Origin of the sequence: Geobacillus sp. FSL K6-3411 (genome assembly GCF_037965715.1) — a bacterium.
GTDB classification, from domain to species: Bacteria; Bacillota; Bacilli; order Bacillales; family Anoxybacillaceae; genus Geobacillus; species Geobacillus thermodenitrificans.
Genome location: NZ_CP150187.1, coordinates 893,093 through 912,248, shown reverse-complemented (window position 1 = coordinate 912,248; position 19,156 = coordinate 893,093). Strand labels below are relative to the sequence as shown.

Annotated in this window: 16 protein-coding genes, 1 tRNA gene and 1 pseudogene; 9 read left to right on the top strand and 9 right to left on the bottom strand. The window is 45.1% G+C overall.

From position 1 onward, the window contains the following. The first annotated feature begins 8 nt into the window (after positions 1–8). Positions 9–977, top strand: coding sequence for a hypothetical protein (locus NSQ22_RS04660; RefSeq protein ID WP_087959896.1), 969 nt, complete (start codon positions 9–11; stop codon positions 975–977). Between the two features lie 370 nt (positions 978–1,347). On the opposite strand, the gene NSQ22_RS04655 is transcribed toward NSQ22_RS04660, so the two are convergent. Continuing rightward, a protein-coding gene (locus tag NSQ22_RS04655) for an IS3 family transposase (RefSeq protein WP_339264240.1) occupies positions 1,348–2,576 on the bottom strand; the annotation gives its coding sequence in 2 pieces (ribosomal slippage) (positions 1,348–2,288 and positions 2,288–2,576; 1,230 coding nt in all). A gap of 564 nt (positions 2,577–3,140) precedes the next feature. After that, on the bottom strand, positions 3,141–4,418 hold the full coding sequence (locus tag NSQ22_RS04650) for an IS110 family transposase (protein WP_311089061.1): 1,278 nt from the start codon (positions 4,416–4,418) through the stop codon (positions 3,141–3,143). Between the two features lie 261 nt (positions 4,419–4,679). On the opposite strand from NSQ22_RS04650, the gene NSQ22_RS04645 reads away from it, so the two are divergent. The 6 genes and pseudogenes from NSQ22_RS04645 (at position 4,680) to NSQ22_RS04620 (ending at position 11,878) form a co-directional block, all read left to right on the top strand. Next, positions 4,680–5,849 (top strand): ISL3 family transposase, encoded by a 1,170-nt coding sequence (locus NSQ22_RS04645; protein WP_021292746.1) that lies wholly within the window; start codon positions 4,680–4,682, stop codon positions 5,847–5,849. Between the two features lie 149 nt (positions 5,850–5,998). Beyond that, positions 5,999–6,376: a hypothetical protein gene (locus NSQ22_RS04640; RefSeq protein ID WP_025950780.1), complete on the top strand. Its 378-nt coding sequence runs from the start codon at positions 5,999–6,001 to the stop codon at positions 6,374–6,376. Positions 6,377–6,545: 169 nt separating this feature from the next. Next, positions 6,546–7,070: pseudogene (locus NSQ22_RS04635) on the top strand (transposase); the annotation flags it as partial. Positions 7,071–7,184: 114 nt separating this feature from the next. After that, complete coding sequence (locus tag NSQ22_RS04630) at positions 7,185–8,420, top strand: IS256 family transposase (protein ID WP_339264603.1); 1,236 nt, start codon at positions 7,185–7,187, stop codon at positions 8,418–8,420. 325 nt (positions 8,421–8,745) lie between these two features. Further along, positions 8,746–9,912: an IS256 family transposase gene (locus tag NSQ22_RS04625; protein ID WP_099233518.1), complete on the top strand. Its 1,167-nt coding sequence runs from the start codon at positions 8,746–8,748 to the stop codon at positions 9,910–9,912. Between the two features lie 835 nt (positions 9,913–10,747). After that, complete coding sequence (locus NSQ22_RS04620) at positions 10,748–11,878, top strand: tyrosine-type recombinase/integrase (protein ID WP_339264238.1); 1,131 nt, start codon at positions 10,748–10,750, stop codon at positions 11,876–11,878. 144 nt (positions 11,879–12,022) lie between these two features. Here NSQ22_RS04620 and NSQ22_RS04615 read toward each other — a convergent pair whose 3' ends face one another. From NSQ22_RS04615 to NSQ22_RS04585, 7 genes are all read right to left on the bottom strand, one after another. Next, on the bottom strand, positions 12,023–12,823 hold the full coding sequence (locus NSQ22_RS04615) for an AAA family ATPase (RefSeq protein WP_087959892.1): 801 nt from the start codon (positions 12,821–12,823) through the stop codon (positions 12,023–12,025). Next, on the bottom strand, positions 12,816–14,069 hold the full coding sequence (locus tag NSQ22_RS04610) for an IS481 family transposase (protein WP_021292743.1): 1,254 nt from the start codon (positions 14,067–14,069) through the stop codon (positions 12,816–12,818). The genes NSQ22_RS04615 and NSQ22_RS04610 overlap by 8 nt, the downstream gene beginning before the upstream one ends. 140 nt (positions 14,070–14,209) lie before the next feature. Beyond that, positions 14,210–14,767 carry a DUF6431 domain-containing protein gene (locus NSQ22_RS04605; RefSeq protein ID WP_042412494.1) on the bottom strand — a complete coding sequence of 186 codons (558 nt, stop codon included), beginning with the start codon at positions 14,765–14,767 and terminating at the stop codon, positions 14,210–14,212. 356 nt (positions 14,768–15,123) lie between these two features. Further along, positions 15,124–15,196 (bottom strand) — tRNA-Val (locus NSQ22_RS04600). A gap of 128 nt (positions 15,197–15,324) precedes the next feature. Beyond that, complete coding sequence (locus tag NSQ22_RS04595) at positions 15,325–16,380, bottom strand: polysaccharide pyruvyl transferase family protein (protein ID WP_008878917.1); 1,056 nt, start codon at positions 16,378–16,380, stop codon at positions 15,325–15,327. After that, entirely contained in the window at positions 16,377–17,495 is a 1,119-nt protein-coding gene (locus tag NSQ22_RS04590; protein WP_253806249.1) for a glycosyltransferase family 4 protein, read from the bottom strand. Before NSQ22_RS04590 ends, NSQ22_RS04595 begins: the two co-directional genes overlap by 4 nt. A gap of 5 nt (positions 17,496–17,500) precedes the next feature. Continuing rightward, positions 17,501–18,199, bottom strand: a complete 699-nt coding sequence (locus NSQ22_RS04585; RefSeq protein WP_008878919.1) for a glycosyltransferase family 2 protein — start codon at positions 18,197–18,199, stop codon at positions 17,501–17,503. A 265-nt stretch (positions 18,200–18,464) separates the two neighbouring features. Between NSQ22_RS04585 and NSQ22_RS04580 the strand changes: the two genes are divergently transcribed. Next, a complete protein-coding gene (locus NSQ22_RS04580; protein ID WP_008878920.1) occupies positions 18,465–18,896 on the top strand; it encodes a hypothetical protein in 432 nt (143 codons plus the stop codon). A 16-nt stretch (positions 18,897–18,912) separates the two neighbouring features. Further along, positions 18,913–19,122, top strand: coding sequence for a hypothetical protein (locus tag NSQ22_RS04575; protein ID WP_008878921.1), 210 nt, complete (start codon positions 18,913–18,915; stop codon positions 19,120–19,122). Positions 19,123–19,156 lie beyond the last annotated feature (34 nt).

The following is a 19,156-nucleotide window of genomic DNA, read 5'->3' as shown; positions in this document are numbered from 1 at the left end:
ATGACCCCATGAAAATTGATCTTGGATATATCGGAGCGATGGTCGCCCGAAATGATGCCAGAATGCCATCCATACATGAAATCAAAAATCCATTAGCTGGAAAGCAAGTAGAAGTCATCAGAAATGGAGAGGCTTATAAAATCACCCTTTCGGATGAAATCAAACAGGTTCAAGGTCTGATGAGCATGACGGTAGAAGAGTTTTTTTCAAAAGATATTAACCTACAAAACGCAGACCCTACCGATATTTTTTCTTATCGGCCACAGGATCAATGGCTCGTTTTCAGTCAATATTTACATGAGTCCAAATACTTTGATTCGCTAAGCGATGAAGAATTGAAGAAAGTGGAATCCATCTTACAACACATTACGGATGGAATGGATAGTTTAGCGAAATATGCAGGGATTAACCTTTTTGGAATAAAGAAGCAACAGCTTAACTCTTATGAAGCACATCTTGACCTTGCTTCTTCGACAGCTGCGCTTCAACACTTCAGTGATACGTTTTTAAGTGGCGACGTAAAAGCTGGATTTGATCAACTGATTCAAGATTATGTTCGCCACAATACGAAAAAAGTGATGGATTATCAATCCGTAGAGGAAAGATTCTATGCAGCACGAGCCAAAATCAATCCGCTAAATGCTCCGCTGACATACCAACAAGCACGTCATTTATCAATGACGAATAAACTTGGAAAAACCATTTATACACACGAAGAAATAGAATCGGTGATAAAAAATTATCAAGAAATGTTTAAGGAAATTAAAAATGAAGAGGATTTATCCTCTGTTCTATTAAAAGTTAAAGAACAGCTGCTCGAATTTGTAACGAAAGGTATTTCACCAAAGGATGTGGATTACCAATTGGCAAGAGATTTTGTTACACAGCATTCTGATGACACATTTAAACGAATCGAGAATTACTGGAAAATGATATGGCAAGGAAAACAAGAGTTACATAGTGCTTTTCGGAGATAGCCAATATAGGCTATCTCTTTTTTATAGTACCTCCCATATTTGATCTAAATATAGGATGTTGCCTCTTATCTGGATTCCTTAAATTCCACACCTCTAGGTAAAGCCTAACTTAAGTTTAACACAATGTACCATGATAAAGCTTAAAAACACTCGGTTTTCAAGCTATATCCACATCGCATCACACTACAGCTTAGATTTCGCAACTTAACTGACCAGCAATATAAAGAATAATAATTAAGTTCCAATTATCGATTATTTATTCAAATTTAATTGCGGATTGACCCCCTAAATTTGGACACATCCTATCTTATTTTAGGTTATTCTCAAAATTTCTCGTTTTTTCTTGGCAAGAAGACAAAATCCTCTTGCCTTATACGCGAACTTCTTTGATGATTAACGATTCCGTTTGCGCTTTTTTGTGAAATTCATGCGGTGGAAGATCAAGAATACTCGAATGAATCCTTCGCTCGTTATAAAATTTCATGTACTCCATCACGGCTTGATAAGCTTCTTCATAGCTGTCAAACGCCATTCTTCCTAGACATTCCTCCTCCAGTAAACGATGAAACGCTTCCATATGCGCATTCATATTCGGCGTCCGTGGTGGAATCCGTTCATGTTCGATTCCAAATCGCTCACAGGCAGCTTCAAAGGCATGAGAAATAAATTGCGGGCCGTTGTCTGTCCGAATCACAGGTTTATTTGCCTGTTCAAATTGCTGACGCTTGAATAACGCTCTTTGAAGCGTCTTTACGGCATCGCTTCCTGAACAACTCAACCCAATATGGTAATCAATTACCGAACGGTCATACACATCGATGAGCGACAAAACAAAGAAAAAGCGTTCTTCTCCTTCGATATATCCATATTTCACATCCATTTCCCATAACTGATTCGAGCCTGTAATAATGCGATTTCGAGCGAGTTTCTTCGGATATGGAATCCGTTTCTCTCGCTGCGGACGTAGTAAGTCCATCGCTTTACACAATCGATATACTTTTTTCTTACTGATCACAAGCTGATGGTCTCTTCTTAACTGAATGGTCAGCTTTCGATATCCGTAGGCAAATCCTTCTCCCATCACAAGCTCAGAGAGCCATTCTTGGATTTGTTCGTCTGACACTTTTTCGCCAGTTGCCGTTAGAGAGTAGCCGGGTGTTGGACGTCCCCCACCTACTGTTTTCTTCTCGACTTTTCCGTTCTGCTGATAATAGTAGGTTGAGCGATTGATTTCTAGAATCTCCAATACTTTTGTAATCGGATATCTTTTCTTGATCCACTGCTCAGCTACTTCCAATTTTTCAGTAAGTGAGGGTTCTTCTTTTTTATCAAATCACGCAAAATCGCGATTTCTAAATCTTTTTCCCCTAATAGCTTCTTGAGCTGCTCGTTTTCTTCCTCCAGCCGTTTGATTTCAGCTGAAGAGGGAGAGGAAACCATTTCTTGTCCTAGTTTTCCTTCTTCATATGCCTTCACCCATCTTTGCACAAGATTCGGGCTAAGCTCGTATCTTCTAGCTACCAATGCTTTATTTCCGACTTCTAATGCTTCTTTCACCACTTGTAGCTTAAATTCCTTCGAATGTTTTCTTCGTTTCATGTAATATCAAAAGCCCCCTTCATTTGGTCACTTCGATTATAAAAAACACCTTATCGAGTGTCCAAATTCATTAGGGGGCTAATGAGTAAGTACATAAGCATTACTAGAGATAGGTAGGATTGTGAAAGAAAACACTCCAACCAGCAAAAATACTAATACTTTTTTACTAATTTCCATTAATATTCCTCCTCCCTCTATAAATGTTGATATATCAACGGTTGTAGCCGTCTCAGGGGTGTCAAAAAAATATTTTTCGACAAAGATTCTAACATTATTTCTTAAATATGTGTATATCTTACATTGACTGGGTACGCTTCGCGGCCACTACTGGTTAAATTTGGTTGTAGTGGAGGAAGCGTATGGGATGCACCGTGGATCTCTGCATCGCTGATGATGACGAACCCTCCCATGTCTCTTGGCATCCTTGTGCCTACATTCCTTCGTTCGGTCTAGTCATCAGGCAGAGGCCGGCTAAGCTCCTTTAGGGACTCAAGGTCGAATGGATGATATCGCGCCAGCTTCTCCGTGTCATCCTTGTTGTCTAGAGAATCGAGACTATAGGCATCAAGCAGCCGTTTCGAGGCCAAAGATGTCCTGCATCATTCGCTTCGCATCGAACGCTTGGTGCTTCGTACATACAGCGTGCAATACCTTCAATAATTTTCCGCATAACACCACAATCGATTGCTTCTTCCGCAACGGATTATCAGGACGTGTCGTGTAATATTCGTGCAGCTGCCGAAACGCTTCGTTGTGGCGGATCATCGGCATCATCACGCGGAAGAGGAGGGCGCGCAACCGCCTTCTTCCACGCTTCGAGATCCGTTTTTGCCCTTTGTGTTGGCCGGAGGAATGTTCCCGCAGCGTCAGGCCCGCTAATTTGATAAGCTGCCGCGGATCCTGATAATGGGAGAAACTCCCGATCTCTGATAACAGTTCTACGATGGTCGCATCGCCTAAGCCCGGAACGGTCTTCAACCATTCGTACTCGACCGATGTCTGTACGAGTTCGATCAGCTGCTCTGTCAGTGCCTCGATTTCTTCTTCCAGTTGGCGGTACCGGCGGACAAGCGTGGCAATTTCGATACGGGCCATCTGTTGTCCTTCCGTTACGCCAATGGAGTGTTGGGCCAATTCCATCAACTTCTTCGCTTTCGGTTTTTGTGGCGATTGTAATCCCTCACTTTGCCGGTAAAGGGCCAGCACCTCTTCCAGTTCTTTTCCTGCCAGATCACTCGGAAATGGCGTATATTCCAGCACCGCGAGCGCCATTTTCCCAAATGACGGGAAGACTTGGGAAAACTCTGGAAAATATCGATCGAGCCAGCGAATCATCTGATTTCGAACTGCTCCCTGTTCTTCCACCAATTTGGAGCGAAATGTCGCTCCAACGCGCAGCTCCGCCTCCATCCCTTTCAGAATACGCGGATAGCTGAATCGGCCGTCTTTCACTAACCGGGCAATGACGAGCGCATCTTTCGCATCATGCTTGGTTGGAAGGTTATCGTCCAGCTCTTTCGATCGCTTCACGTGCATCGGGTTTGTCATGACGAGAGGGATGCCTTTCTCATCAAGAAAATAGGCGAGATTCAGCCAATAATGTCCCGTTGGCTCGATGCCAACGATCACCTCGGTTTTTCCAAATTCCTTCATGGCTTCTACGATACACTGGTACAACCATTCCAATCCTTCTCTCGATTGCAGAACGGGAAACGGCTTTTTTAACACCCTCCCTCGCTCATCCACAAAGCAGGCATAATGTTTTTTCTTTGCGATATCCATCCCAACAACCAGCGTTTGATCGGTGACTTGATTAATCTTCTTGTTTGAGATAGAATTCATGTATAGTCCTCCTTGGTATCCAAATTAGGGGTCAATTCGTGCGATTGACACCCCCGAATCATACCAAGAGGGCTTTTTTTATTCAAGTCCCCGAAAAAACTTCTAACAGGAATGCTCCTTTTTACTAATATAATTATATTATGGCTCTTCACCACAAAATGTACTTGACAATCAGGTTGTTTTCTGATCAAGGGTACAAAAAATGCGAAATTTCCTGTATGGTAAAGGTGACCAAACCATCAACCATGGAGGAAATTTCGCATGCAATCTCAGTTTATCAAAGATTTGATCACTTTACCAGGCTTTCTTATTCATGGAGAACGAAAAGAGGGAGAACGATGGATTTTTGAACTTTCCCTCCCTCCTCATTGTCCGATCTGCCCGACTTGCTTCGGACGGACAACCAAAATATCATCGAAACGAAAACAATGGATTCATGGCTATACAAATACGGTCGGTTTATTTTGGATTGAACTTCCCATAGAAAGACGGCGTTGCCAAGCCTGTTTTCTGACGTTCACCGTTTCTTATCCGGGACTTCCGTCTCACAGTATCGCGACGGAATCGTTTCAACATTGGGTCGCCCAGTTATGCATCGGAAAAACGATTCAAGAAGTCGCTCGCTTGTTACAACTCGCCTATACGACAGTAGAACGCTGGTTTTATCAATATGCCCCGGCTCTTTTACCAACATCGAATCCTACAGTAGTATGTGTGGATGAATTCGCTTTCCGAAAGGGACATGATTACGGAGTAGCGGTGATGGACACACAGACTCGGAATGTCCTTTCCATTGCTTCTGGAAAAAATGAAGAAGCCATTGTGGAGGCGCTTCAACCCGTCGCCTCCAAAGTGAAGTATGTTGTCAGCGACTTGGCTCCTGCCATGAGAAAAGCCATTGAAAAGGTATGTCCAAAAGCCATCCATGTTCTTGACCACTTCCATGTGATTCAGTTATTCACCGATGCACTGGAACGTTGTCGCAAATACCTTGCCAAAGGCGGAACCAAACATGGAAGCGTTCGCCGCGTGTGCCGATTGTTAAGCCAACGTCCAGAAAAATTAACAGAAGAAGAGAGACAGGAAGTTCGACAATGGTGCCAAGAAAGTGCTTATTTACGTGATGTCTATCAAGCACTTCAACATTTCCGTTACGTATCCAAAAGCCAAACAAGAAAGCAAGCCGAAACTCGTTTGACCCAATGGTTTGACCGGTACCTTTTTAGCGACTGTGCCGCCGTACGCAGTATTGCCAAGGCACTCATCACCCGAAGAGACGCAGTGCTTTCTTGCATCGTTTTTTCTTACTCAAATGGTCCAATGGAAGGAATCAACAACAAAATAAAATTGATCAAAAGGCGAGGATATGGGTATCGAAATATCCAGCGTTTTACTTTGCGTGTCCGTCTAGAGACCTCTATCACATTTTAACGTAAAAATCAAGTACATCTTTTGGTGATGAACCTATATTATACATGTTTACCAGATAAATGAAATTATAGTTTAAAAAATTCTTTAAATTATGTACAATAAGATAACATACTAATAAGTATACTTTTTCAGAAAGAGGGGAAAATCAAATGAAATTGAAGTTAATACCTTTTGTAGTTCTTTTAATAATTACAATCTTATTAACAGGATGTAACGAGGAAAAAAACAAGAAAAAGTATGATTCAGCAATTAATCAAGTGATTACTTTAGAAAATAAATACTTACAAAAAGAGAAAATATTTTCTGATACCCAAATTTTAAAAAGAGAAGACACAGGTATTATTGTTTTTAAAGACGGAAAATTTATTGAGCTCATATATGATGTTTCAGGAAAACAAATTGAATCCTTATATAAGAGAGATATAGATAATAACTATAAACGTTACCCAAACACAAAAGAAGAACTAGAAAAAGTGGATAAAGATCTTAAAATAATTGATTACACAGAAAATATAGGATTAAAATAAAGATTCTTCACTATACCTTTTCTTTTTTACGCTCGATCGAAAGACCTCGCTACGCCTCCCGCGATGATGTATAAAATTTTGTGTAAAGCATTTTGCTAGAACAAAAGAAAAAAGGTAGGGTATTCTCTGATTTGGACCAACACATTCCAGAGAAAGGAGAACCCTACCTATGTCCAAAAGTATACCGAATGTCGACTGGACAAATCAACTGGAAAGCGTCATTCGTCAGTTTGTAAAGGAAAAATTAGAACTGATCATGCGGGAAGAAATTAAAAATTTCCTCGAAATTGAACAGGCTGGAACGTCGAATATGAGAAACGGCTACTATCAGAGAAATCTAGATACGCAATACGGTCGGATTGAAGGTCTTTTGGTCCCTAGAGACCGAAACGGAGAATTTCAAACGCAGCTGTTTGCCCCTTACCAACGCCACACGGGCTGGCTTGAGGAAGCCATCATCAGGATGTATCAAAGTGGCATGAGCACACGTGAAATTGGCACGTTTATTGAACGAATTTTAGGCAATGCCTATTCTCCTGCAACGATCAGCCGTATTACCGATGTAGTGAAGGAAGACATCGAGAAATGGCACACTCGTCCACTGCACAAGCGTTATTCTGTCTTATATTTGGATGGTTTATACGTAAAACTTCGTCGCGAAACCGTGGAGAAAGAAGCCATTTATGTGGTGTTAGAGTTAAGTCCATATAATTGTGTAAAAAGGGAAATAGAAAAAGAGCCATGTTGCTTCCCCTTTGGTAGAATAAACAGTGGACCAAAAACACCAAACATAAGGAGGTATGCAACCATGGCTCAATATCATATTACCCTAAATGATGAACTTTTGCACGGGTTATTCACCAGAGATGAGGGATTAGCTAAGCTATTGGAACAAGTCCTCAATCAAATCCTCGAGGCACAAGTAGAAGAACAGCTGGGAGCTCGCCGTTATGAACGAACGGAAGAACGAAAAGGCTATCGAAACGGTTCGTATCCACGCCAGCTGACGACCCGGGTGGGACGGTTGACCTTGCGCGTTCCACGGACAAGAGATGGGGAGTTCTCTACGGAACTGTTCCAACGGTATCAACGGAGCGAACAAGCACTGGTACTGGCACTAATGGAAATGGTGGTAAACGGGGTGTCTACCCGAAAAATCACTCAAATCACGGAGGAATTATGCGGCACTTCGTTTTCCAAGTCCACGGTCTCCTCACCGTGCAAGGGACTGGATCCGATTATCCAAGACTGGAATTACCGTTCCCTTCATGAACACGTGTATCCGTTTGTGCTAGTAGATGCTATTTATACGAAAGTCCGGGAGGATGGACGAGTACGCTCCAGAGCCGTGTTGATCGCTACAGGAGTGAATGAGGAAGGATATCGAGAAATTCTTGGCCTGCAAATCGGAAACAGTGAATCGGAGTCCAGCTGGAGCGAGTTCTTCGGATGGCTGAAAGACCGGGGACTCCGGGGAGTGGACTTGATCATCTCGGATCAGCACGGTGGGCTGGTGCAAGCCATTGAAAAGCATTTCCAAGGCGCTACATGGCAACGATGCCAGACACATTTTATTCGTAATATCCTCGATGCCGCACCAAAGTATATGCAGGATGCCTTGCTCGAGGAGATTCGTGGGATTCTTCATGCTCCAAATAAGCAAACGGCCCGGCTGTTATTGGAACAAGTGCTGGCCAAATGGGAAGAAAAAGCCCCAAAAGCCATGCAAATCCTCGAAGAGGGATTCGAAGACGCCACCGCCGTATTGGACTATCCGGACCGTTATCGTCGGCGTCTGCGCACGACCAACGGAGTGGAACGGCTGAACGAAGAAATTCGTCGCAGAGAACGGGTCATCCGCATCTTTCCGAACCGGGAATCGGTGTATCGCCTCGTTGGTGCCGTGTTGATCGAAATCGATGAAAAATGGATGTCAGGGCGCAAATACTTGGATATGGCTGAATATTGGAAGTGGCGGAAAACGAAAGAGCAAGGAGTCCGATCGGTGAATCAGGAGGCTCCGGCGATCAAGAGAGTGGGATAACCTCTACGCCGTGTCAAGGAGAACGTGGAATACCGGAGCGAAGTGAGGATATGCCGCGAAAGCTCCTTGACATGCCTGTTCCTTGACAACATGATCATTTGTCCGGGAAGGCGACCGGCAGGGAGACTTGCCGGTCTTACCTACCATACGTCAAGTCATCAGGTCCATGTTGTCTATCAAAGGGGAATTTACACAATAATTTGGACTTGACCGGTAGTGATGATGTATAAAATTTTGTGTAAAGCATTTTGCTAGACCAAAAGAAAAAAGGTAGGGTATTCTCTGATTTGGACCAAAACATTCCAGAGAAAGGAGAACCCTACCTATGTCTAAAAGTATACCGAATGTAGACTGGGCAAATCAACTGGAAAGTGTTATTCGTCAGTTTGTAAAGGAAAAATTAGAACTGATCATGCGGGAAGAAATTAAAAATTTCCTCGAAATTGAACAGGCTGGAACGTCGAATATGAGAAACGGCTACTATCAGAGAAATCTAGATACGCAATACGGTCGGATTGAAGGTCTTTTGGTCCCTAGAGACCGAAACGGAGAATTTCAAACGCAGCTGTTTGCCCCTTACCAACGCCACACGGGCTGGCTTGAGGAAGCCATCATCAGGATGTATCAAAGTGGCATGAGCACACGTGAAATTGGCAAGTTTATTGAACGAATTTTAGGCAATGCCTATTCTCCTGCAACGATCAGTCGTATTACCGATGTAGTGAAGGAAGACATCGAGAAATGGCACACTCGTCCACTGCACAAGCGTTATTCTGTCTTATATTTGGATGGTTTATACGTAAAACTTCGTCGCGAAACCGTGGAGAAAGAAGCCATTTATGTGGTGTTAGGGGTGAATGAAGAAGGATATCGCGAAATTCTTGATTTCTTTGTGGGGGGACAGGAAAGCGCCTATGTATGGCAGGAGATTCTTCAACAACTATACAACAGGGGCGTAAAGGAAGTGCTTCTGGGCGTATTCGATGGACTACCGGGGTTGGAGGAAGCCTTTAAGGCGGTTTATCCGAAAGCCGATGTGCAGCGTTGTGTCGTTCACAAAGTCCGCAACACGCTCCATCGTGTTCGGAAAAAAGACCAATTCGAAGTGGCCGAGGATCTCAAGCTGATTTATCGCGCGCCGAATAAGGAGATGGCGTTACAAATGTTTCAACAGTTTGAGTCGAAATGGTCCAGCAAATATCCAAGAGAAGTTCAATCTTGGGCCAATGAGTTGGATGTCCTCCTTACATTTATGGATGATCCAAGCAGTATTCGAAGTGTGATTTACACGACCAATGCCATCGAACGAACGATCAAGGAGATTCGGAAACGCCTAAAACCGATGAACAGTTTGAATAGTTTAGAAGCCGCTGAAAAAATCGTGTATTTGACCATTCAAGATTTTAATGAGAAATGGGCAGGGCGAAAGTTGCGAGGATTTGCCGAAGCGCATGAAGCCCTTCAACGAATGTTTGAAGAACGTTATCATTAACCAAATACTGTAAATAAACAAAATAGGGGGATTCTCCCTTTCCACACAGGAGACTGAATATTCAGTCTCCTGTGTGGAGAAAATCAGTCCCCTATCAATTCAAATCCATTTCAGAGAAACCCTACCCCACTACATTACACAAAATTCTTGACGGTACCAAACATTTTACCCCACTTTCTCTACTTTTTTGGTTCTTCAGATTAAGGGGTGAAAACGTTAATTTCGGAATTATATAAAAATAATTACGTTACACAGTAGACACATACTGCGACATAGGGGGATTTTAAGAATTCTTTTTGATGTTACTGTCCAGCTTCTTTGAGCAATAAAAGCAGAATAAGCCAACAGCTAAACTTAAAAAGGCTGGTACAATGGCATAAACGAAGAAGATTGTCCAAATAAATAGGTATCCACTAATTGCAAATATAAGCCAACTGGTAATAAGTAAAAAACTAGATAAAAATTCTTTCATAAATATCACCGTCCTAAGAATGTAACTTTATTTTATCATAGGACTATCCATAATATTGGAATAACTTGTTGCACAGTTCGAAGAAATAGTGTAACAAAACACTAGAAGATACTAAACCTAAATTGTATTCCACCAGATAATCCGAATACCCCTTTTTTAATAAGTTAAATCCACACTTGTAATATTAGTTATACGGATGTATAGATATATCCCGTTACAAGACCGGAATGTATACTTTTTCATACTAGTTGATGTCCATCTTTTATAAATTTAACGCTTTCCTAAAAAGTATTATTTTGATAGTATTTACTTAACCACATACTACACACTATTCCAGTTTCAAACTAGGAATGGGGTGTAATGATGAACTTTGACAAGTTAATTAAGGAAAAGAAAAAAGGATTTTATTTTCGTATCGATGTAGGGAAAGATCCCGTTACTGGTAAGAGAAAGCAAGCAAGTTTCGGACCATTTCGTACAAAGACTGAAGCGAAGAAAGAACTTCTTAAAATTAAAAACCAAGTCGATGATGGAAGTTATTTTAAAGAAAGTACAGAAGATTTTTCAATGTTCATGGAGCGGTGGTTTAACACCTCTTACAAAAGAACAGTAGAAATAACTACCGCAAAAAGCAGAGAATATGTAATCAGAAATCATATTATGAAATATTTCCAACATAAAAAAATTAATGAAATTACAACATTTGATATTGACAGTTTCTATGTAGACAAGTTAGACAACGGGTATTCAGGTGCATATATCCGACAAATGCATAATTTGCTCAATCAAGCATTTGATCAAGCGGTAAAATGGTCATTGGTTAAAGTGAACCCTGTAAAAAATGCTAAACCACCCAAAGTGAAAAGTGAAGAAAAAATTACATGGACAGTGGATGAGGTAAATCGATTTCTGAATCTGATTAAAAATAGCTCTATGGAGATCCCTTACCTTCTTGCGATTTTTACAGGAATGCGACGTGGAGAAGTTTTAGGACTAAAATGGGATGACGTGGATTTTGAGAATAAGAAAATCCGCATCAAGCGTAGCTTATGCTTTGTCTCAGGCAAAGGACTAATTTTTAAAGAGCCTAAAACAAAAAAATCGAAAAGACAAATTTCAATTTCTCAACATGTTGTAAATGTATTAAAGAAACATAAACAAAAACAAGAATTTCAGAAGGAGAAATTGGGTACTCAATACCAAGATAACAATTTAATTGTCTGCACTGACGACGGAAAACCTCTCGATCCACGAAACTTGTTACGACAATTTTATCGCTTGATCGAAGAAGCAAATGTACCACGTATAAGCTTCCATGATTTGCGGCATACACATGCAACCATCTTAATGCAGCAAGGCGAAAATCCAAAAGTGGTTAGCGAGCGGCTGGGACATTCTCGCGTCGGTATAACTTTAGATTTATACTCACATTGTAAACTAGCACATTATTTCAGAATCCCTTTTTCAAATTATTTCAGGCGGATTCGGAAATAATGTGCAAAATTTTTGCGGATTGTTCCGGATTTTGCACATTCTTTCGGAACGTTTGCACGCTCTTTCAGATGAAGATTTCCAGCGCGCCTGATGGATCGATGGAAAAGAGAAAGCACAAAAGAGGCCGATTCGGCCCCTTTCGTGCTAATACCCCATTTCCTCTGCGGCCATGCGCACCATTTCTTCGTCAATGGCGTCCTTTTTCAGCTGGTACCCGTATAACAGGCACGTCGTGGCCAACGTGTTGATCACCCGAGGCCATCCCCGCGACTGCAGGGCAATCGACTCTAACGCCGATGGGGTGAAGATCGGATGCTTCGCCCCGGCCTGTTTCATCCGATGTTCGATGTAGCCCGCCACCTCTTCCTTCTCCAGCGGCCCCATCCGGTATCGCATGATGATCCGCTGGTCGAGAGGGCGGTGCTGATTGAGCCGCAGCTTCCCCTGTAAATGGGGCAGCCCGGCCAAAATCAAGACAAATGGGTTGGTCGAATCCATCTCAAAGTTGAACAAGATCGCGATGTCCTGTAAAAATGCATCCTTCGCTAAATGCATCTCGTCCAAAATGAACACCGGCGTGATCCGCCGTTCATGATACAATCGCTCGATCGCCTGCTGGATTTGGCGGAAGAGGTCTACCTTGCGGTACTTCGGTTCCTCTCCTAATCCCAAGGCCAAACCACGGTAAAAATCCATCACGCCTCCGGTGGATAACGGAAAGTAGACGACATGATACAATGATGGATTCAATGACTCTTTCAGCGCCCGAAGGGCGAACGTCTTGCCCGCCCCTGGCTCTCCGATTAACAGCCCGATCCCCCGGGTTCGTTTCACGTACTCCAGCGCCCGCAACGCTTCCTGAAACGGCGCCCCTTGATACGCCTCGGACGGGTCTGTTTCTTTCGCAAACGGCTCCCGCGAAAGGGAGTAAAACGATTTATACACCGTGTTCTCCCTCCTTCGCCGGAATCGCCGCAAACGGGGACCGATGGCGTTTTACATAGGCGTTGTCCTCCAAACGAACCCGAACGGCCTCCGCCACCTTCCTTCCATCTTCGTACACATAGACGCCCCGTTCGTCATAGCGGAGTTCAATCGATTGCCCAATGAACCGGGGCGGCACTTCATACAGCTGCTTGTTCAAGGTGATCGTTCCATCGGCTTTGACCTTGCGGTGCTCCCGCTTCAGAAAAATCGCATCCAGCCAATCGCTATCTTCGATGAACGACACGAGATGCACTTGCGATTGAAACACCTCATGCGGCGTTTTTCCGTCCAGCGAGGCGTGCGGTTTTCGATGATACTCCTCTTCAAGCCACCTCCAAAAGCGCTCGTTCAGCTCTTCGAGCGACTTCGGGGGATCCAACTCCAGCAGCGGATAAAACCGCGTCTGTACGGTGCGGAAGAACCGTTCGATTTTCCCTTTGCTTTGCGGGTCATACGGCTGGGTGTGGATGAGCGTAATTCCCATCTCGGCGCACGCATACTGCAGCACCTCGGATCGATAAATTTTCCCGTTGTCCGAGTAAATGCGCTTCGGCTTCCCGCAACGAAGCACCGCTTCCTTCGTGACGATCCGCAGCCCGTCAAACTTCTCCGAAGGGAAAAACTGCGCGTACGGCACAAACCGCGAGCAGTCATCGATATAGGCGATCAAAAACGTTTTCTGGGCTTTCCCATTGACTCGAATCGTTGGTCCATGGGATAAGTCCCCTTGCCAAAGCTCATTGATCTGGTCATACGCAAAGCGCTTTCGCTCCGGCATGGGCAAGATTTCTTTCCCGACAAGGTTGTGTTTTTTCAACAATCGGTATATAGTAAAGTAAGAGGTATGATTTTCTGGGATTTCCCCCTGCTCGATCAGGTGTTCGTAGAACACCGTCACGGGCATGGTGGGATGTTCTTTTCTTAGGGCTAAAATATGATCCTCATCATCGGGCGACAGACGCCTTGAGTGGCCGCGGTCCGAACGGCGCTTCGGCTTTAAGGCGTCAAAGCCCCCTTTTTTGTATCGGGTGCACCAATCGAGGATCGTCTTGGCTGCGATTCGTTTGTCGCCCTGGTGGGGAACATGGTGCACTCGCTCGCTCACCTCTTTCAGATACGTCTTCGGTTCCACCTGCCCATTCACCAACGGAGCGATTAGCCCGTACCGAAACAGGGCAATGTCGTGTCTCATCGACTCATCCATTCGAATCTCCTCCTTGTCTCACTTGGAATCAGGACCGTTCCGGTCCGTCTGCCCTTATCGTACCGGATCGCTTTTTCTCCGTCGATAGGAAAGGTTTGTGGGAACCTCAACTATTTCCAATTTAGGATATGTATGTAAAATCAGGATCCCATTTGATTCGCAAAAGGGTGTCGGAATCCGTCCTCCCACATGTCTCTGATGACCGAATAGAGACCGTGTTTCTCCAACGTCCGGATCCACCAGGAAGCCCGTTCCTTTTCTTTTTTCACGATAGGGCCTATGATCCTCCACCGCCTCGCAAAAAAGCTGTGAAGGCTTGATAGGTTTCGGCAGAACCGCCGGACATAAAAGATGATGCCGTCCTTTGTCGGGAGAAACGGAGCCCGGTTCGTCCCCTCGGTCAATCCCAACTGCTCTTTCACGACTTGCCATATGGCGGACAACGTATACTGAAAATACGGGAGGAGAAAGGAAGGCAGCACACTCACCGTCTTCAAGCATTCCCGACAGCGATACCGGACAATCCAAATGCGATAATCACCATGTGGGGTCAATGCGTTTCGCTCATAGTAACCGTGGCGGTGCAACGGGCGCTTGGCCCGGCAATGCGGACACTTTTTCAGAAGAGGGAAGTCGTTTTCTTTTCCACGCTCTGCATACGTTTGGACGTCAATGCCAAAGTCATGAAATTGAATCACGTCCTCCTCCCCCTCCTATGAACCGATGGATTTTCTCTTCCGAAATAATTCACAAAAAATTTAGCACATTCTTTCAGAAAAGGGGAGAGGGCTTTCTGAAGGAATGTGCAAAAAAATGGCTCTTTTGTTCCGAAATAAAGTGATAATTTACACTCACATGTCAGTGACGATTTACAAGAGCAAGCGGCAGAGAAATTTGAAAATGCCTTGTTAAAACAGAGTTAGAACCCTTTAGTTGACTAAAGGTGCAAGTTTTGTGCAAGTTTTTAAATCACGGAGATTGTAACACAATTGCTAATAAAACGAAAAAAGCTTGAAACCCTTGATACAAAAGGATTTCAAGCCTCTCACTTTAGTGATTCCGACTGGGCTCGAACCAGCGACCTCCACCCTGTCAAGGTGGCGCTCTCCCAGCTGAGCTACGGAATCATATTTTGTTGTTCGCTATCGAACACATTTTTAATTATATAGACGAGCATACAGGTTGTCAACAACTTTTTTTAAAAAATCGATGTTCATGATGAAAAAAGGTAATGAAAAGGGGAAGGCGCCTTCCCCTAAACAAATAATCCGTGTTGGAACGGTTCGAGCAAGAGCGGAGTGTATTGGCGGCGGGCGGCTTCGTATTGCTCAATGATGCGGCTGCGCTGTTCTTCGGCGAGGGCCACTGTTTTGACCAATTCCGTGTCAAGCTGCGGGCTAGCGGTGGAAATGACATACTGTTCGAAGCCGAGCGAGGCGGCGAAATCGAAGACTTTAAACCGGTAGCCGAGCATGACGGCCGGAACGCGAGCAGCAAGGGACAACAAGTTGGCATGGAGCTTAAAGTTGACGGTGGCTGTCAATGGGCGGAGCCGCTCGATGAGCTGTTGTTCGTTGTATAACGTGCGGTCGAAGGTGACGCGCTCCGGGCAATTGATTTTCTTGTACAGCCGCTCGCAGGCGGAGCGATCGCTCGGCCAGACGATGTACAAGTAAATCCGGTAACCAGCGTCAATCCACGTTTTGGCGGCGCGGACGAGTGCGTCTTCGACGAGCGCTTCGTTTTGCCCGAACAAGCGGTTATACGTCGTCCCCCAGTTAATGCCGATTGTTTTTTCTGTCTTTGGCTGCTCAGCGGGCATAGCGGGTGATAGAAGCAGTCCGGGATCGCCGATGACACGGACGTTTGGAGGACAAGCGTCTAACGTGTCCAAGGCCGCTTTGCTGAGCGGGCCACGGATGCCCGCGAAGGCGGCCGAGGCAAGGACCGTGCGAAAGAGTTCGGCGTCTTTGGCGGAAAAATGATGGTTGAGTGCTGGCTTGGCACCCGCGCGCAAGGCGTCCGTTTCCATCGGGCCGATCCAGTCGATGCCGGTTCCCCATATCCAGATTGGTTTTCCTGCTTCGTGCGCTTGACGCAAAACGGCCATATAGCCCGGAAGCAAGAGCGAACCGCCGCCGAGGACGATGGCGTCATAAGGGCTCGTGTCTTTCCAATTGACCTTAGGCGTTGACGGAACGATCTGAACGCCTGGGGCGTACTGGCGAGCCGAGGCGGTGAAGACGTTCCATAACAGTTCATCACCGATGTTTTGAAATCCAAGCCAACCGATATACAGCACTTTTTTCATTGTTTCGCTTCCCCTTTCAGCAATGATTCATAGACGTTAAGCACTTGATCCACACACGTTTGAATATTGAACTGGCGCATGACCCACTCCCGCCCGGCCTGGCCGAGCTGTTCGAGATATAAGGGGGATCGAAGAAGGTGTTTCATGTCTTGGGAAAGGATGTAGCGGCTGCAGTCTTGACGTGAGCCATGATCGCCGAAGTAGCATTCCCATGCGTCCTTATAGGAGTTTGGTTCGACGAGGCCGAAGTAGCCGTGGTTGCCGGCGGCAAGCACCGGTTTGCCGCATGCCATTGCTTCTAAGGCGACTCTCCCAGTGCCGACGACAAGATCGGCAAGCGAATAGTATGGCGCCATGTCCCCTTGTTCACCAACAAGATGAATAAACGTCGCGCGACACGTTTGGTGGATGAGACGGGTAAGGTTCTCGGCGTCGGAAAAGCGCGGACCGTCTCCGACAACAACGACGTACAAGTTCGGAAACAGCGGTTTGAGATCTTTGCACGCTTTTAACACCATAAAGCAAATGCGCGCTTTTGCCCAGGCGAGCCGGCTACTGTAGACGATGACAAGGGCATCGTCTGGGATGCCGAGCGCCTGCCGTCCCTGACGGCCAAGCGGTGCGAACTCGTTCGTGTCAATGCCGTTCGGAATGAGAAACCGCTTCACGATCATCGGGCGGATATGGCGCTCGACAGGTGGGCTGACAGCGATAGCAGCTGACGCTAAGCGGAGCATCGTTTCCAATTCGGAAAGTGGATAGTATGTGCCATGAGCGGTAAAGACAACCGGGACGCCGCAACGGTTCGCTGCAAGGGCAGTGAGGATGCCGGATGGGGTTTGATGGGTGTGAACGATCGAGATGTTTTCCTTCTTTATCACCGCCTCAAGCTGCTCAATGATCTGTTCTTTTCGCTGCTCGTCAATGTTGATCACCGTTGGAAAATCAATGAAGTAAAGCGGACAGCCAACTGCCTCGAAGCGGGAAGCGAGCGCCCCATTTCGGGCGGCGACAGCGATGTGAATACCGCGGGCTGCCATTTCTTTTGCCAAACTTAAGGCGTGTGTTTCTGTTCCTCCGAAATCAAGGCCGTCTAGCACCATCAATACACGCATCATCCTCAACCTCTTTTCCCGTAAAATTGACGCGAGCGTTGCTTCGGATGGCTGCGGTAATAATAAAGGATATCAGGCAAGTTATCGATTTCGAGCTTCGCGTTTAAAAACTTGACGATAAACTCATAGTCTTCCGCACCTCGAATGCGTCTTGTCGGCCCGCCGAGCCGGTCGAATACTTCACCGCGGAACATAATCGTTCCGTGGCAAACGCAATGTTTGCCTTGGGCGTATACACGGCGGATGTTGTCGCTTCCGTACGCCAGCCAGTTAGCGGGGGTTTGGCGCTCAAAATGGCCGTCGGGAAAGAAAGCGTATTTGGTGCCGACTAAGGCGATGTTTGGGTGCTCGCGCAAAAAGGAAAGCTGTTTTTCCAACCGCTCAGGGTGGGAAATATCGTCGGCATCATGAACAGCAATGTACTCTCCGATGCTTGAAAAATAGCCGACCGTTACCGCCCCGGCAAAGCCAATGTTGCGGGGTAGCTTAATATACATGATCGAAAAAAATGGCGAATGTTGTTCCATCCATTGTTTTACCGTTTCTTCGCTTTGATCCGTGGAACCATCATCGACAATAATGACCTCAAACTGTTGGTATGTTTGCCTAGCAAGCCCGTCAAGACAATCTTGAATGTAACGGGAAGCATTATAGCATGGAATGACGACGCTAATAAAATCGCTTTTTCGCTTTGATTCCATCATCAATCCCCTCTTCTACTATCCAGTTTTCTTCTTATACTATATATCCAGTTTTCTTCTTAGCGGTGAGAGGCGATCGTTGATTTGTAAAAAAATAGGATAATATTACTTTCCCCTCTACCATCTTTCCTAACAAAATTCGACCTTTCCCCCATACCTGCCACTAAAAAAATCGTTCTTTTTTCCGTGGATACGTACCCGTGTCGAATAAGAGCACGGTGCATATACGTAGTTAACGTATCGAAATCACAGGAAGGAGGAAAACACATTGAGCTCTAAACATTTACACCATGCGTCAAAAGAGATGAAAAAAATCCGTACATGGCTTGAAAAACTAGATTTGGACGATTCGACATTGGAACAGATCCATTCTTTGTTACAAGAGCGCAAAGGTGATGTGGAACAAATTTTGAAAAGAATGCGTGGTGAGGGACAAGAACAGCGTGCTCTTTTAGCAGATGAAAGGGAGTTGTTGCAGAAGATTTGTGACGCGCTGCATACCGGTACATCGTTAATAGGCGATATTCGCGATGAACTTAACGACTTGATCGGTGAAACGGTAGAAATTACGGTCAATTTCGGGCTCGTGACCGGCACCGTCAGGGCAGTCCGAATCGATTATGTTGTGCTTGAAGATGCGCTCGGCCGTTTCGTCTACCTTCCGTTTACCAACATTCAAGCCGTCGCCCTATTAGACTGAAAGGAGGGAGGAAACGATGAACTTTTCGCTCCTATTGATACTGCAGCTCCGCCGCTTGATCGGCGAGACGCTCCAAGTCGCAACCGATAACAACTTGTTTGAAGGAAAATTGACTGCTGTTGGGAATGGAATTATTCAACTGCAAGCCGAAGCAGGTGAATATGAGCAGGAAACACGAACGGTCTTGATTCAACTTTCGGCCATTAACTTTGTTCGCGAGTTGTAACAACAAAGAGTATAAGGTATGCATCCGCCGAAAC